Origin of the sequence: uncultured Oscillibacter sp., assembly GCF_910584465.1 — a bacterium.
Taxonomy (GTDB): domain Bacteria; phylum Bacillota; class Clostridia; order Oscillospirales; family Oscillospiraceae; genus Oscillibacter.
On sequence record NZ_CAJUBK010000002.1, the window covers coordinates 93,353 to 107,941 of the forward strand.

The following is a 14,589-nucleotide window of genomic DNA, read 5'->3' on the forward strand; positions in this document are numbered from 1 at the left end:
GCCCGATGCGCCCGGACTTGCCTGTCGGTATCAGCGGACGGTGCTCCGCAGGGAGCCGATGCCCTGGATGGAGCACTCCACCACGTCCCCGGCGCCCAGGAACCTGGGCGGGTCGAAGCCCATGCCGACGCCCGCCGGGGTGCCGGTGGCGATGATGGTCCCCGGCAGCAGGGTCATCCCGGCGGAGAGCTCCTCGATGATCTCGGCGACGCCGTGGATCAGCAGGCGGGTGTTGGACGACTGGCGGAGCTCCCCGTTGACCGAGGCGGAGATCTCCAGCGCCGGGGGGAACGCGGTCTCGTCCGCCGTGAGGATGCAGGGCCCCATGGGGGTGAAGCCGTCCAGGCTCTTGCCGAAGTACCACTGCTTGTGCCCGGTCTGGAGGTCTCGGGCGGAGACGTCGTTCAGGACCGTGTAGCCGAAGACGTATCCGCCCGCCTCCGCCGCCTTCACGTCCTTCGCGGTCCTGCCGATGATGACGGCCAGCTCGGCCTCGTAGTCCAGGCGTGCCACCAGGCCCTCGTACCGGGGGATGACGCCGTCCGGGTCCCCGGCGCGGCTGACCCGTTTGGAGAAATAGACCGCCGAGGGGCGCTCCTTGGTGAAGGCGGCGGAGTCGTACTTCGCCGCCTCCTCCTCGTGGTCCCGGTAGTTCATGCCCAGGCAGATCACGTCCTGCCGGGGCCGGGGGATGGGGGCCAGGAGGGTCACGTCCTCCAGGGGGACGGGCCTGCCGGCGGCAGGGGCCGCGCGGGGGAAGTCCTCGATGAGGGCGTCCATGTCGGGATAGGGCAGGAAGACGACGCCGTCCCCCGTGAGCGCGCCGACGCGCTCAGTCCCCTCGTGGAGACAGGTGACCAGTTTCATAAGGACCCTCCTTCACATATCCCGGCGGTCATTTCGTGACGTCGATCGCGGCGGAGGACACGCTGCCGGGGACGGCGATGCCCATGGCGCTGAGGGACTCGGGGTTGATATAGAGGTCGAAGTTCTCGATGATCTCATAGGGGGTGTCCTGGCAGGTGGCTTCGCCCCGGAGGATCTTCGCGGCCATCTGGCCGGTCTGGATGCCCAGCTTGATATAGTCCAGGCCCGCGCCCGCGACGCAGCCCAGCTTCACCTGCTCGACCTCGGAGCCGTAGACGGGGATGCCGGCGTCGTTGGTCTTCTCCAGGATGGCGGGGAGGACGCCCACGACGGTGTTGTCCGTCAGGTTGGAGATGCAGTCCACGCCCCGGGCGATCAGGGTGTCGACGGCCTGGGTGACCTCGGCCTGCTCGGCCACGCCCACGGTCTCGATGGTGAAGCCGTACTCCTGTGCCAGGTCCTCATAGATGCCGATGGAGTAGATGGAGTTGTCCTCGCTGGTGGTGTAGACGATGCCAACGGACTTGGCCTCGGGCTGGAGGTCCCGAATCAGCTGGAGCTGGCCCGCCACGGGGAGCACGTCGGAGGTGCCGGTGATGTTGCCGGAGTCCAGCTTCGCGCCCACGGGGTCGGTGATGGCGGTGAAGACCACGGGGATGTCCTTGTCCTCGGCGGCGGCGAAGCAGGCCGTGGCGGAGGGGGTGGCGATGGCGACCATCATGTCCACGTTCTCGGCGGAGAAGGTGGTGCCGATCTGGGTGGCCAGGTTCGCGTCGAAGCTGGCGTTCTCATAATGGACCTCGAAGTCCGTGCCTTCCGTCAGCCCGGCCTCTTCCAGCCCCTGGAGGAAGCCGGCGCGGCAGTTGTCCAGGGAGCCGTGCTCGCCAAACTGGGAGATGCCGATGTGGTATCTCACCTCGCTCCCGCCGCCGCCGGAGGAGGAGCCGCCCCCGTTTTCGGAGGGGCCGTCCTTGCCGCCGCAGGCGGCCAGGGCCAGGATCAGGGCCAGGGTCAAAAGCAGGGAGGCAAAAGTCTTCAGGTTTTTCATGGTAGTATCTCCTTCATCATCGTTTTAAAAGCTGGATATCGGCCAGGGGGAAAGCGTGGTCCCGGCCCCGCCATCGTTTCGTCAGTGATCTCATGTGCTCCGTCTCCTTCCGGGAAACCAAAATAAAAAAGCCCCGTCCCAGATTTGGGACAAGACTTCCATCCTGCGGTACCACCCAAGTTGACGCATAAGCGCCCGCTCGTCTCGCGTACTCCATACGCGCCGCGCTGGTAACGGGTGCGGTCCCCGTCGGCCGCTACTGGGCTTTCCAGCCGTTCGCTCCGCCCTCACGAGTCCATTCGCCGGAACGCTGCCCGCCGCGATCTCACCCTCCGCGGCTCTCTGAACGGCTCACCTTCCCGGTTACTTCTCTCGCTCACAGGTTTCCCTTGATCACTTTGCATTATACGCACCGCCGGCGGGGATGTCAACTGTCATTTTCTACAAAAACGCTTTAAATCGGGAAAGCCATTCGGGCCCCCTATGTCCGTCCCGCCGAAAAACGGGGAGATCCCACCGGCAGGGAAGCAGGGGGCGGGGCCCGCCAGGAAGCGTTTTTGAAAGGCCGCGGGGCGGGACGATCCGCCCCGCCCCACGGATGCCGCTCACGACAGCAGGAGCTTATCGTCCGCCTCGTCGGAGCCGCTGACCTTGTTGAACAGCTCCAGGAGCTGGGGCACGGTCAGCTTTTTCTTCTCCTCGCCGGAAACGTCGATGACGATCTTCCCGTCGTACATCATGATGAGCCGGTTCCCGTGCTGGATGGCGTCCCGCATGTTGTGGGTGACCATCATGGTGGTCAGCCGGCTCTCCGCCACGATGCGGTCCGACAGCTCCAGCACCTTTGCCGCGGTCTTGGGGTCCAGGGCGGCGGTGTGCTCGTCCAGGAGCAGGAGCTTGGGCTTTTTCAGGGAGGCCATCAGCAGCGTCAGTGCCTGGCGCTGGCCCCCGGAGAGGAGGCCCACCTTGCTGGTCAGCCGGTCCTCCAGGCCCAGGTCCAGGCCCTTGAGCATCGCCTGATACGCCTCCTTCTCCGCGCGGGTCACGCCCCAGCGCAGGCCCCGGCGCTGCCCCCGGCGGGCGGCCAGCGCCAGGTTCTCCAGGATCTGCATCGTCGGCGCGGTGCCCAGCATGGGGTCCTGGAACACCCGGCCGATATAAGGGGCGCGCTTGTGCTCCGGCAGGTGGGTCACGTCCACGCCGCCGATGGAGATGGTCCCGGCGTCCACGGTCCAAGTGCCCGCCACGGCGTTCAGCATGGTGGACTTGCCCGCGCCGTTGCCGCCGATGACGGTGCAGAAATCCCCGTCGTTCAGCGTCAGGCTCACGCCCCGCAGGGCCTGCTTCTCATTGACCGTGCCGGGGTTGAAGGTCTTACAGATCTCTTTGATCTCAAGCATGGCGGGCACCTCCGGTCTTGGCCTTGGCGTGGAAATACTTCCCCTTCCAATAGGGGATCGCCAGGAACACCGCCACGATCGAGGCGGAGATCAGTTTGAGGTAGTTCGTGTTGATGTTGCTCAGGCTCACCACCGCCTGGATCACCGCGTAGTAGATCACCGAGCCCAGGGACACCGCCAGCATCTTGAAGGCGAAGTTGCGGAAGATGCGGCCGAAGACCACCTGGCCGATGATGACGGCCGCCAGGCCGATGACGATGGCGCCTTTGCCCATGCTGGAGTCCGCGAAGCTCTGATACTGGCTGAGCAGGGCCCCGGAGAGGGCCACCAGCCCGTTGGAGATCATCAGGCCCAGCACCTTGCCGGTGTCGGTATCGATGCCCTGGGCCCGGGCCATGCTGGGGTTCGCGCCGGTGGCCCGGAGGGCCGCGCCCAGCTCCGTCCCGAAGAACCAGTACAGCACCAGGATGATCGCCAGGGAGGATACGCCCACCACCAGGATGGGGTGACGGTAGAAGGGCCGGGTCCCCTTCGCCACGTCCTGGACGAAGCGGAGGGACACCAGCAGCCGGTCCAGATTGGCGGGATCGGTGACGTTGATGGCCACGTTGGCCTTCATGCCCATGATGGCCAGGTTGACGGACCACAGGCCCAGCTGGGTCAGGATGCCCGCCAGGATGGCCGGGATGCCGCAGGCCGTGTGCAGCAGTCCCGTGACCAGCCCCGCCAGCAGCCCCGCTCCCAGCGCCGCCAGCAGCGCCGTCCAAAGACCGGCGCCAGAGCTGAACAGCACGACGAAAACGGCGCCGCCGGTGCAGAACGAACCGTCCACCGTCAGGTCGGCGATGTCGAGGATCTTATAGGTGATATAGACGCCGATGGCCATGATGCCCCAGATCAGCCCCTGGGAGACGGCCCCCGGCAGTGCGCCGATGAAATTCAGCATGGTCGCAAACCCCTCTCGATGTATGGGAAGATTTTATAGGCCGCGCCGCGCGGCGGAGGACCGTTCAGCCGATGGCCTCATAGCCCTCGGGGACGGTGATGCCCAGCGCCTCGCACATGGGGGCGTTGTACTTCTTGACGAACTCGGGGGCGTACTCGATGGGCATGGCGGAGACGTCGGCCCCGTTCACCAGGATGTCCGCCGCCATCTCGCCGGTCTTATAGCCGATGTCGTAGTAGCTGATGGACAGGGTGGCCACGCCGCAGCCGGCGCAGATGCCCTCTTCCCCGCAGAAGACGGGGATGTTCCCGTGGCAGATGTTGTCGATGATCGGGGTGTTGGAAGCGGCGGTGTTGTCGGTGGGGACATAGAGCACGTCGCTGGCGTCCGCGGCGGTCTGGCAGACGGCGGCCACGTCGTTGGAATCCGAGAAGGCATACTGGGTGCAGGTATAGCCCATGCCCTCCAGCAGGCTTTGGACGGTATCCACCTGGTACTGGCTGTTCGGCTCGTTGGAGCAGTAGAGCAGGCCGATGTCTTTGGCGTCGGGGTACCAGTCGTGGATCATCTGCGCCTGCTGGTCCAGGGGGGCCAGGTCGGAGGTGCCGGAGACGTTGGTGCCCAGGACGCCGGAGAAGTTTTCGATGCCGAAGGCCACGCCGTACTCCGTGACGGAGGTGCCCAGGATGGGGATGCTGCCGGTGGCGGCGGCCGCCGCCTGGACGGCCGGGGTGGCGTTGGCCATGATCAGATCCACGTTTTTGGACACGAAGGAGTTCGCGATGGTGGCGCAGGTCGCGGGGTCGTTGGCGGCGTTCTGAAGATCGTAGTGCCAGCCGTCCTCGCCCAGTTTGTCGTTCATGGCGTCGATGAAGCCCTGGGTGGCGGTGTCCAGCGCGTCGTGGGTCACGAACTGGGAGATGCCCACCTCATAGACCTTTTTGCCGCCGGAGCCGCCGCAGGCGGCGAGGCTGAGCGTCATGACGCCCGCCAGGATCAGTGCAAGCAGTTTCTTCTTCATAGTCATCGATCTCCTTGTTTTCAATGTCGTTTTGGGAGGACGCTATAAAAAGCGGCCCTGTCCGTAGACAGAGCCGCTTTCCATACAAAAACGGTCGCCTGTTCAGCCGGACGTCTTTTTCCCACGCTCAAAACGGCCCGCATAGCGGACCTTCGTAAAGCGGAAATAGACGTTCTGGATGGAGGATGTGATGCTGCGCATGACAGGAGCTCCTCTCTTCGGCAGGCCGGCAGGGCGGCGGTCTCAGGGACTTTGTCACTATACAGCTTTAAAGGGGTGAAGTCAATCGTCATTTTCAACAAGATCCGCGCCTCCCGCCGCCGCCGCGCCGGGAGGCGGCCTGGGCAGGATGCCCTGCGTTTCCAGGAGTTCCCGGGAACTTTGTGCCATTCCTCCAAAAAAGCGGAAAAATCTTTCCCAGCCTCTATTGCAATGTGCCGAGGAGTGTCGTATAATAAAATCGCTCAGCCCTCGCGGAAGAGGAGATCAAACATAGGAGGTCATTTTATGCGAAAGACCGCGCGCAAGCAGATCCTTGCCCTGCTGCTGGCCGCAGCGATGCTGGCGGGCCTGTCCGTCCCCGCTCTGGCGGCGGAGGAGGGGGAGAAGACCGTCACCATCCTCCAGACCAGCGACCTGCACGGCATGGTGAACCCCTTCGATTACGCTTCCAATAAGGAGAACAAGACCAGCCTGGCCCACGCCGCCGCCATCATCAAGGCGGAGCGGGAGGCGGACCCGGACCTGCTCCTGCTGGACACCGGCGACACCACCCAGGCCAACTACATCCAGTCCTTCCTGGACGAAGAGCCCGATCCCATGATCCACGCCCTGAACTACCTGGGCTATGACGCCTGGACCCTGGGCAACCACGAGTTCAACTTCGACTTCAAGTACACCCAGAAGAAGATCGACGAGTTCGAGGGCACCGTCCTGGGCGGCAACTTCTACAAGGACGACGGCACCCGCTGGATCGACGCCTACCACATCTTCGACGTGGACGGCGTGAAGGTGGCGGTCTTCGGCGTGGACGCCCCCCACATCCCCCAGTGGGAGAAGTCCGACCCCGGACACTATGACAACATGAAGATCTCCGAGCCCATGGAGGAGATCGGCAAGATCCTGGACGAGCTGGAGGGCCAGGCCGACGTCATCGTCGGTTCCGTCCACTACGGCCTGGACGGCGAGTACGGCTGCGCCGGCATGCGGGAAGTGGCCGAGGCTTACGGCGAGCGGATGGACGCGCTGTTCATCGGTCACGCCCACGCCAAGGTGGACGAGACCATCGGCGGTATCCCCGTCCTGGAGCCCGGCAGCAACGGCGAGTTCGTCGGCAAGGTCACCCTGACCCTGAAGGCCGACGGCGACGGCTGGACCGTCGATTCCGCCGAGGGCGGGCTCCTCGAGTGCGCCGCTGCCACGCCGGACCCCGACTTCCTGAAGGAGTTCCAGGGCCTCCATGAGAAGAGCCTGGAGCTGGCCTCCCGCGAGGTCGGCACCGTGGGCGAGACCTTCATCGACCCGATCGAGGTCCTGCCCGGCATCCCCTCCGCCGTGCTGGAGGACGACGCCGTCACCGATCTTGTGAACAAGGTCCAGATGCTGAACGCCGGGGCCGACGTGTCCCTGGCCGCGCTGTTCGACGCGACCTCCAACCTCCAGGCCGGTCCCTTCCTGCACCGGGACAGCGTGAAGATCTATAAGTACGACAACACCCTCTACGGCGTCAAGGTCACCGGCAAGCAGATGAAGGCCATCATGGAAGAAAAAGCGGGCAGCTTCTTCAACCAGTACCAGCCCGGCGACGTGACCATCAGCTTCGACCCCAACATCCGCCTGTACAACTACGATATGTTCGCGGGCCTGGACTACGAGATCGACATCTCCAAGCCCGTCGGGTCCCGCATCCAGAACGTGGTCTATAAGGGCCATCCCATGACCGACGACGAGACCATGATCCTGGCCCTGAACAACTACCGCTACGGCGGCCTGGTGTCCGCGGGGCTCATCAACGAGTCCGACGTGGTCTATGAGGGCGGCGCGGTCCGGGATATGATCACCGAGTACGTGGAGTCCCTGGACGGCCCCCTGATGCCCGAGGTGGACAACAACTGGAAGATCGTGGGCGCGGATCTGGACGATCCCCAGAAGGATCTGATCTATGAGAAGGTCCGCTCCGGCGAGATCCAGATCCCCACCAGCGAGGATGGGCGCACGCCCAACATCGCCTCCCTGAACGGTCCCGCCCTGCGGGCCGCGGGCCTCCTGCCCGCCCTGGAGGAGGAGACGCCGGAGCCCGCGCCCGCTCCCGAACCGGAGCCCGCGCCCGCTCCCGAACCGGAGCCCGCGCCCGCTCCTGAGCCGGAGCCCGCTCCTGCTCCTGAGCCGGAGCCCGCACCTGCTCCTGAGCCGGAGCCCGCACCTGTCCCCGCCGCAGCGGAGGGCACCTACACCGTCAAGTCCGGCGACTGCCTGTGGAGCATCGCGCAGGCGGCCTATGGCACCGGGACCAAGTGGGGCGTCATTTACGCCGCCAACCAGTCTTCCGTCAAGGACCCCGCCTCCATCCAGATCGGCCAGGTCCTGACGATCCCCGCGGCGTAAGCGGCCGGGGGGGGGACGGCTCGAAGGGCGGTCCCAAGATCCTTTGAAAGACGCGAAAACAGCGGGCCATCGGCCCGCTGTTTTTCGTGCGGCCGGCGGGCAGTCCGTGCCGCTCCCGGCGGGCGGTCCCGAGGCGGCCGCCTATCCTTCGACCCGCTCGATCTTGATGATGACCGGGCGCAGCCCGTCGTTGCAGGAGCAGATCGCCACTCCTTTATGCTTCGGATCGATCCAGGTATCGTCGTACCATCCCTCCGATCCGTTCGCCAGGGCGAACACATATTGGTAAACGGCCTTCCACGCCTCGTCGCAGAAGCCGTCCGGCTTGGCGTAGCTGGAATAGAAGACCTGGCCCTCCTTCATGAGCGGGCAGGTGGAAAGCCCGGGGATCCCGTACTCCTTTGCCAGATCTTCCTGTAAGGTGGTCTTCAATATGGTCAGCCTGCATCCCTTCATCGTACCGCTCCTCCTTAGACACGAACTATGACGATCCGATCTTATCACAGATCCGCGCCCGTTTCAACTTGGTCCTGCAAAATGAGGAGCGGACGTTTTCCGCCCCGATCCACCCTTGCCTGGAGGAGGAAAGCGTGGTATAATAGATCCTGGTAAGACTGGGGAAGATCTCTTCGAGGAGGTGGCCGCGATGGAAAAGAAAGGCGTCAAGATCGCCGCGCAGAACCGGAAGGCCCACCACGACTATTACGTGGAGGACCGATACGAGGCGGGCATCGAGCTGGCCGGCACGGAGGTCAAGTCCATCCGGGCCGGGACGCTGAACCTGAAAGACTCCTATTGCTCCGTGAAGGACGGGGAGCTCTTCATCCATGGGATGCACATCTCCCCCTATGAGAAGGGCAACATCTTCAATAAGGACCCCGTCCGCGTCCGGCGGCTGCTGATGCACAAGCGGGAGATCCGCAAGCTCCACGCCCTGGTGAAGCAGGACGGCTATACCCTGGTGCCCCTGTCCGTCTACTTCAAGGACTCCCGCGTCAAGCTGGAAGTGGGCCTGTGCAAGGGCAAGAAGAACTACGATAAGCGGGCCGCCATGGCCCAGAGGGACACCAAGCGCGAGATTGACCGGGCCATGAAGGTCCGCTGAGCCCATTCGAGATCGAATAACGTACAGAAAGGAACCGACCGACATGTCCGATCATCCCATCGCGACCATCCTGATGGAGGACGGCAAAAAGATGACCGCCGAGCTCTATCCTGACAAGGCCCCCAACACGGTGAACAACTTCATCTCCCTGGCGAACAAGGGCTTTTACGACGGCCTGACCTTCCACCGGATCATCCCGGGCTTCATGATCCAGGGCGGCGACCCGGAGGGCACCGGCTCCGGCGGCCCCGGGTATGAGATCAAGGGGGAGTTCGCCTCCAACGGTTTCGCGCAGAACGACCTGAAGCACGTCACCGGCGTCCTGTCCATGGCCCGGACCAACGTCCCCGACTCGGCGGGGAGCCAGTTCTTCATCATGGTGGCTCCGGCGGAGCACCTGGACGGGGACTACGCCGCCTTCGGCCAGGTGACCGAGGGCGTGGACGACGCCATCGCCATCTCCCGCGTCCCCCGGAGCATGTGGGACGACAAGCCCAAGAAGCCGGTGGTCATCCAGTCCATCCGGGTGGACACCCAGGGCGCGGAGTACCCGGAGCCGGAGACCCGCTGATTGCCCGCCGGATGGACTGTAAGGAAGGAGCACGCCCTATGAAGACCGCCATCATCACCGGCGCGTCCTCCGGCCTGGGCCGGGAGCTGGCCCGCCAGATCGAGGATGTTTTCCCTGACATCGAATGCTATTGGCTGATCTCCCGCCGGGCGGACCGGCTGGAGAGCCTGTCCATCAGCCTGCCGGGCAAGACCACGGTCTGCCTGCCGCTGGACCTGTGCGACCCCATGAGCTTCATCGCCCTCCAGGAGCGCCTGACGGCGGAGAGACCGGAGGTGGCGCTCCTGGTGAACTGTGCGGGCTGCGGCTATCTGGGCCGGGTGGGGGAGATGGATACCGCCTCCCAGATCCGGATGGTGGATCTGAACGTCCGGGCGCTGACGGCCGTGACGAACATCGCCATCCCCTACATGCCCGAAGGGGCGCGTATCCTGAACGTGTCTTCCATCGCCTCCTTCTGCCCGAACCCCCGCATGACGGTCTACTCGTCGACGAAGGCGTACGTCTCCTCCTTCACCGTGGGCCTGGGCGAGGAGCTGCGCCGCCGCAAGGTGAGCGTGACGGCGGTGTGCCCCGGCCCGATGGATACGGAGTTCCTGCCGCTGGCGGGCATCACGGGGCACTCCAGCACGTTCGAGTTCCTGCCGTACTGCGACCAGGTGCGGGTAGCGGGCGGGGCCCTGCGGGCCGCGAAAGCGGGCCGGACGATCTATACGCCGAAGCTGCTGTATAAGTTCTACCGGGTCCTGGCGAAGGTCACGCCGTCCAAGCTGCTGGTTAGGTTCGTGAAGACTTGACTATAATAGGGGAGCGGGCCCCGGAAGGGGCCCCGCTCCGAAATGTCATGAGATCGTAACACATACGGGGGAAGAGATATGCTATATTGATAGGCAGGGAAGGAGGGCCAAAAGGCAGGCTCCGGAGCCGACCGCCGAAGCGCGAAGGGAGCGGAACACCCGATCCCTTCACGATCGCCGGCAGGGGCCCAATAAAGGGAAACATGGAAATATCAAGGAAGGAATGAAAAGACCGTCCTCCATAGGGACAAGACCAGCGCAGACCCAAAGCAGATCTCCAATGCAGGACCGCGAGCGGAGCGATGCGGCGTCTCCCTCGTCCCCCAAAACACGCAAAGATCCGCAGATCTTTGTGTGAGAGGAGGAGCAAGGGAGCGAGCGCAGTCCTCGCCGACAGCCGAAGGCTGACGGCGGGGACGGAGCCGAGCGGACTTTGCGACGACGAGGGGGTGTAAGGGTTTCGACGGGGGTATGGAGGCGGGATAAGCGGGCGGCGGCGCCTGACCGCCATAAAACGGGCAAATTATAAATCAAATAACAACAACACTGTTGCTGTTGCTGCCTAATTAAAGGCAGCCGTCCGACCCGGAAGGACCGCGAGCCGGGAAGGGCGTCGTTTAGCGGTAAATGTGCGTACGGTAAGCTTTGCCCGTGCCACACATCATGAAGCTCACCTGACCTGACGGCGTGACGGTCTGCCGTCAGTGATGGGAACAGGAGGAGCAAGACCTCCGCAATGATCGTCTGCGCCCGGAGAAAGTCCCGTCGAAGTGCTTTCGGACGCGGGTTCAACTCCCGCCACCTCCACCATTAAAATTGCTGGTCGAACCCAAAGCTATGAGATCATTGCCTTATGGCATGGGTTCTGGCTGGCCCTCGACTTGACCGCTCAGGTTTGATCTGGGCGGTCGTGTTTTAGGGAGGTCCGCGCGCCTGTCCGAGGGGGCTGATAAGCCCGGAGCTATCCCAGGAGCTCCACGGTCTCCCGTATCGTGTTTCAGGGAGGGGGCCCTGGGGGTTTATACTCCTGGAACCTCGGACGCGATATGGAGCTCCTGAGGCTTGTTTCTGCAAGCTCAGCTTCGAGGGCTGCAAAGGCCTCTTCAAAAGTAGCCATCTCGCCCAGTCGCGCAATCGCATTAACGCATTCGTCCAAGGTTACGCCTCCGCAGCCTGCAAGTACAAAATCCATGGTTAGGCGTTGACATTTTACTATGAAATGGTATACTTGTGTTGAGGAGGTGCAAATTATGGGGTTTAACGCAACTACATCTGGGAAGCAAATTGTTGAGTATTCTCCGGACGATACCTTTGCCGCACTCATGGCCGCATTAGGCCGTTCAGACAGATTCTCCATTAAAGATTCGACTTCAGCTACAAGAACAATTCAAGTAAAGACAGGCGTGTCTTGGAAATCTTGGGGCGAAAACTTGCTTATTACGGTCAGTCCAACCCCTGACGGCCTTTCTGAAATATCGATTGGTTCATCATCAAAGTACGGATTGGTCGATTGGGGAAAGAACCAAGATAATTTTAATGATATCATGAGGTTGTTGTCCGTAGAGATTGAGCAATATGAGAAAGTTTCCTCAAGTCATAAAGAAGTAACGATGGATATTCCATCACAAATTAAAACGTTGGCAGATTTAAAGGATTCTGGTGTGTTAACAGAAGAGGAATTTCAAAAAAAGAAATCAGAATTGCTGTCCAAAATGTAACTTACATATCATGTGAGCACACAAGGTTTTCGATGCTTCCCATCTATATCGTTCGCCAATTACAAAAAAGAGAAGCACGCATCTGCGTGCTTCTCTTTTTTGGTGGGGGAGGCTGCCCAAACGGCTCAACAAAATAAGGAGGAAATTTTATGGATTTTTCTTCTTTCCTATCCAACTTGCGGGACCCTTTGAAAGATTCTATTGTAAGCATTTCAGAAGAAGTAAAGCTAATTAGTTTTGTACACACATAGCTGTTCATTTTAAGCTCATTTAGCTGTGTAAAATCACTATATTGCGATTTTAAGGTCGCATTTTTTTGTAAAGAATAGACAGCTCAGAGATCCCCACCAACGCTCCGTTTCCGGCTCCGCCGAAAACTGCGCTATGGTGGGGATCTCTTCGCTTTCGGTCGGGGATCGCGCTCCGCCCGCCCCCCCGGCCGGGAGGAGCGGGCAAACGCCTGGATGCGGGGACTTGGTGCCGCTTCCCCCAAGCGCGCGCCTTTGAAAAAATTTTTGGTTTTTTTGAATGGATCCCTGCCTGGCGGTCGTATTAGTAGTGAAGCCAGGGATGGCTATCAAAAGCATGACGGAGGAGTACCATGAAAAGGACGCTTTTTGGAGTTTTATCGGCTGCGATCGTATTGTCCTTGTGCATGTCGGCCGCATTTGCGGCGGGCCCGGGGGGAGGACGCTGCTTTGCAGACGCAGACGGAGACGGCATCTGCGACAATGCCGGCAGCGGGTGCGCTTACTCGGACGCGGACGGGGACGGCATCTGCGATCTCTGCGGCTCGGGCCACTTCCAGACCTGCGGCAGGGGGTTCGTGGACGCGGACGGAGACGGCATCTGCGATAACTATGCCTCCGGACAAGGCGCCGGATACGGGCGCGGATGCCACGGGGGACGCGGGCACGGCTTCCGGGGCGGATGCGGCAGATGAACGGCCGGGACGACCATGCGGAGCGAACAGGATACCATCAGGGCCATCGAACGGTATTCCGATACCGTTCGGCGGCTCTGCGCAGTACATTTGAAAAATGATGCGGATACCGAGGACATATTTCAAACCGTGTTTTTGAAGTATGTCCTCAGCTCCGTTCCGTTTGAAAGCGAAGAACATGAGAAAGCGTGGTTCATCCGCGTCACCATCAACGCCTGCAGGGATCTGCTGAAGAGCTTTTTCCGCCGCCGCACCGTCTCCTTGGATGACGTGAGAGAGCATCCGGCGGAGCTGCCTCCGGATCGCCGGGACGTTTGGGAGGCTGTGGCCTCCCTGCCTCAGAAATATCGGGATGTCGTGTATCTGCATTATTTTGAAGACTATACCGCTCCGCAGATCGGCCGGATCTTGGGCAAAAATGTGAATACGGTCTATACGCTCCTGACTCGATCCAGACAGATGCTGAGGGAAAAGTTGGGAGGTGGCTATGATTATGAATGATACGTTTAAGGAACTTTTCGGCCCGATACAGGCAGAGCAAGGACTGAAGGACCGCACCAAAGCGTTCCTCGCGGAGAAGACGCAGGACTATGGGAGGGCGGCCCCGAGGAAGTACCGGCGCTATGTCCGCGCCGCGGCCTGTGCGTGCCTGCTGCTCGCGGTGCTTGGGGGCCGGTGGCTCTACTTCACGCCCACAGCGGAGATCAGCATCGATATCAACCCCTCCGTCGAATTGGGCATCAATCGATTCGACCAGGTGATCTTCGTGAACGGGATGAACGAGGACGGCATGGACCTTTCCGATGCTGTCGATATAAGATATAAGAACTATGTGGAGGCGGTCGAGCGGATAGTATGCCATGACAGCATAACATCGCTGCTGTCCGGAGGCGAAGTCATGACGATCACGGTCGTGGGCCCGGACGGACAGCGGTCGGCGGACATCCTTTCAGGCGTTGCGGCGTGTACGGCGGGGCAAAGCAATACTTACTGTTATTTCGCGCGGCCGGAGGATGTTGCCGCCGCCCATGCAGCGGGGCTTTCCCACGGGAAATACAGGGCCTTCTTAGAACTGCAGCTCCTCGATCCGGATGTCACCTGCGAGGCCGTGCAGGGCATGACGATGAGGGAGATCCGGGAGTCGATCGAAAGCCTTTCGCCCGGCGGCGATGGCGCCGCGTCATGCGATGACGGGGGAGCGGGGCATCACGGGCAGGGAGACGGCCATGGGAACGGGTGGAGGAACGGGAGGACAGGACCGTGACGCGTCAGGTGGCCGGGCCGGCGGCCCCTCCCGCGCTCCTTTGACGATGGGATGAAGGCGGGGAAGTCTTTTCAGGCTTCCCCGCCTGTTTCGAAGTTTGCACGAAGATGTCCCCATGCAGGGATGCGCGGGGGCAGGCAGGGGGCGCGTCCTGGTATTGGCGATGGCACCGGGCCCTTTTGCCGTATGGGCGTCCGAGGCCCCGGCGGGGCCGTCCTCTCCGGATGGGATACACCATTTCCCGGCGGCATCCGGGAAATGGTGTTTTGTTAGACGGGTCCGTGCAACTTGGGGCTTTTTCGATG

General features: G+C 62.1%; 14 protein-coding genes and 1 other RNA gene. 9 read left to right on the top strand and 6 right to left on the bottom strand.

Annotation, left to right across the window (positions count from 1 at the left end):
• Nucleotides 1–30: 30 nt before the first annotated feature.
• The 5 genes from QZ332_RS01705 to QZ332_RS01725 form a co-directional block, all read right to left on the bottom strand.
• The gene (locus QZ332_RS01705; protein ID WP_295761549.1) at nt 31–867 is read right to left on the bottom strand and encodes a fumarylacetoacetate hydrolase family protein; all 837 of its coding nucleotides are present in this window, start codon (nt 865–867) and stop codon (nt 31–33) included.
• 28 nt (nt 868–895) lie between these two features.
• The gene (locus tag QZ332_RS01710) at nt 896–1,915 is read right to left on the bottom strand and encodes an ABC transporter substrate-binding protein (RefSeq protein WP_295761552.1); all 1,020 of its coding nucleotides are present in this window, start codon (nt 1,913–1,915) and stop codon (nt 896–898) included.
• A gap of 605 nt (nt 1,916–2,520) precedes the next feature.
• Entirely contained in the window at nt 2,521–3,315 is a 795-nt protein-coding gene (locus QZ332_RS01715) for an ABC transporter ATP-binding protein (protein ID WP_295761555.1), read from the bottom strand.
• The gene (locus tag QZ332_RS01720; RefSeq protein WP_295761558.1) at nt 3,308–4,261 is read right to left on the bottom strand and encodes an ABC transporter permease; all 954 of its coding nucleotides are present in this window, start codon (nt 4,259–4,261) and stop codon (nt 3,308–3,310) included. The genes QZ332_RS01715 and QZ332_RS01720 overlap by 8 nt, the downstream gene beginning before the upstream one ends.
• A 64-nt stretch (nt 4,262–4,325) precedes the next feature.
• A complete protein-coding gene (locus QZ332_RS01725; RefSeq protein WP_295761561.1) occupies nt 4,326–5,282 on the bottom strand; it encodes an ABC transporter substrate-binding protein in 957 nt (318 codons plus the stop codon).
• 507 nt (nt 5,283–5,789) lie between these two features.
• On the opposite strand from QZ332_RS01725, the gene QZ332_RS01730 reads away from it, so the two are divergent.
• Nucleotides 5,790–7,886: a 5'-nucleotidase C-terminal domain-containing protein gene (locus QZ332_RS01730; RefSeq protein WP_295761564.1), complete on the top strand. Its 2,097-nt coding sequence runs from the start codon at nt 5,790–5,792 to the stop codon at nt 7,884–7,886.
• Nucleotides 7,887–8,027: 141 nt separating this feature from the next.
• Here the strand turns inward: QZ332_RS01730 and QZ332_RS01735 are convergent, their stop codons facing one another.
• Nucleotides 8,028–8,342, bottom strand: a complete 315-nt coding sequence (locus QZ332_RS01735; protein ID WP_295761567.1) for a TIGR04076 family protein — start codon at nt 8,340–8,342, stop codon at nt 8,028–8,030.
• A gap of 190 nt (nt 8,343–8,532) precedes the next feature.
• On the opposite strand from QZ332_RS01735, the gene smpB reads away from it, so the two are divergent.
• From smpB to QZ332_RS01775, 8 genes are all read left to right on the top strand, one after another.
• Complete coding sequence (smpB, locus tag QZ332_RS01740; protein WP_295761570.1) at nt 8,533–8,991, top strand: SsrA-binding protein SmpB; 459 nt, start codon at nt 8,533–8,535, stop codon at nt 8,989–8,991.
• 43 nt (nt 8,992–9,034) lie between these two features.
• Nucleotides 9,035–9,562, top strand: coding sequence for a peptidylprolyl isomerase (locus tag QZ332_RS01745; RefSeq protein ID WP_295761573.1), 528 nt, complete (start codon nt 9,035–9,037; stop codon nt 9,560–9,562).
• A 38-nt stretch (nt 9,563–9,600) separates the two neighbouring features.
• Nucleotides 9,601–10,359 (top strand): SDR family oxidoreductase, encoded by a 759-nt coding sequence (locus tag QZ332_RS01750; RefSeq protein ID WP_295761576.1) that lies wholly within the window; start codon nt 9,601–9,603, stop codon nt 10,357–10,359.
• A 445-nt stretch (nt 10,360–10,804) separates the two neighbouring features.
• Nucleotides 10,805–11,169, top strand: a transfer-messenger RNA (tmRNA) gene (gene ssrA / locus QZ332_RS01755).
• A 440-nt stretch (nt 11,170–11,609) separates the two neighbouring features.
• Nucleotides 11,610–12,077, top strand: a complete 468-nt coding sequence (locus QZ332_RS01760) for an SHOCT domain-containing protein (protein WP_295761579.1) — start codon at nt 11,610–11,612, stop codon at nt 12,075–12,077.
• Nucleotides 12,078–12,732: 655 nt separating this feature from the next.
• The gene (locus QZ332_RS01765) at nt 12,733–13,020 is read left to right on the top strand and encodes a hypothetical protein (protein ID WP_295761582.1); all 288 of its coding nucleotides are present in this window, start codon (nt 12,733–12,735) and stop codon (nt 13,018–13,020) included.
• A 15-nt stretch (nt 13,021–13,035) separates the two neighbouring features.
• Nucleotides 13,036–13,521, top strand: a complete 486-nt coding sequence (locus tag QZ332_RS01770) for an RNA polymerase sigma factor (protein WP_295761585.1) — start codon at nt 13,036–13,038, stop codon at nt 13,519–13,521.
• Nucleotides 13,508–14,284 (top strand): hypothetical protein, encoded by a 777-nt coding sequence (locus tag QZ332_RS01775; RefSeq protein ID WP_295761588.1) that lies wholly within the window; start codon nt 13,508–13,510, stop codon nt 14,282–14,284. The genes QZ332_RS01770 and QZ332_RS01775 overlap by 14 nt, the downstream gene beginning before the upstream one ends.
• Nucleotides 14,285–14,589: the final 305 nt, after the last annotated feature.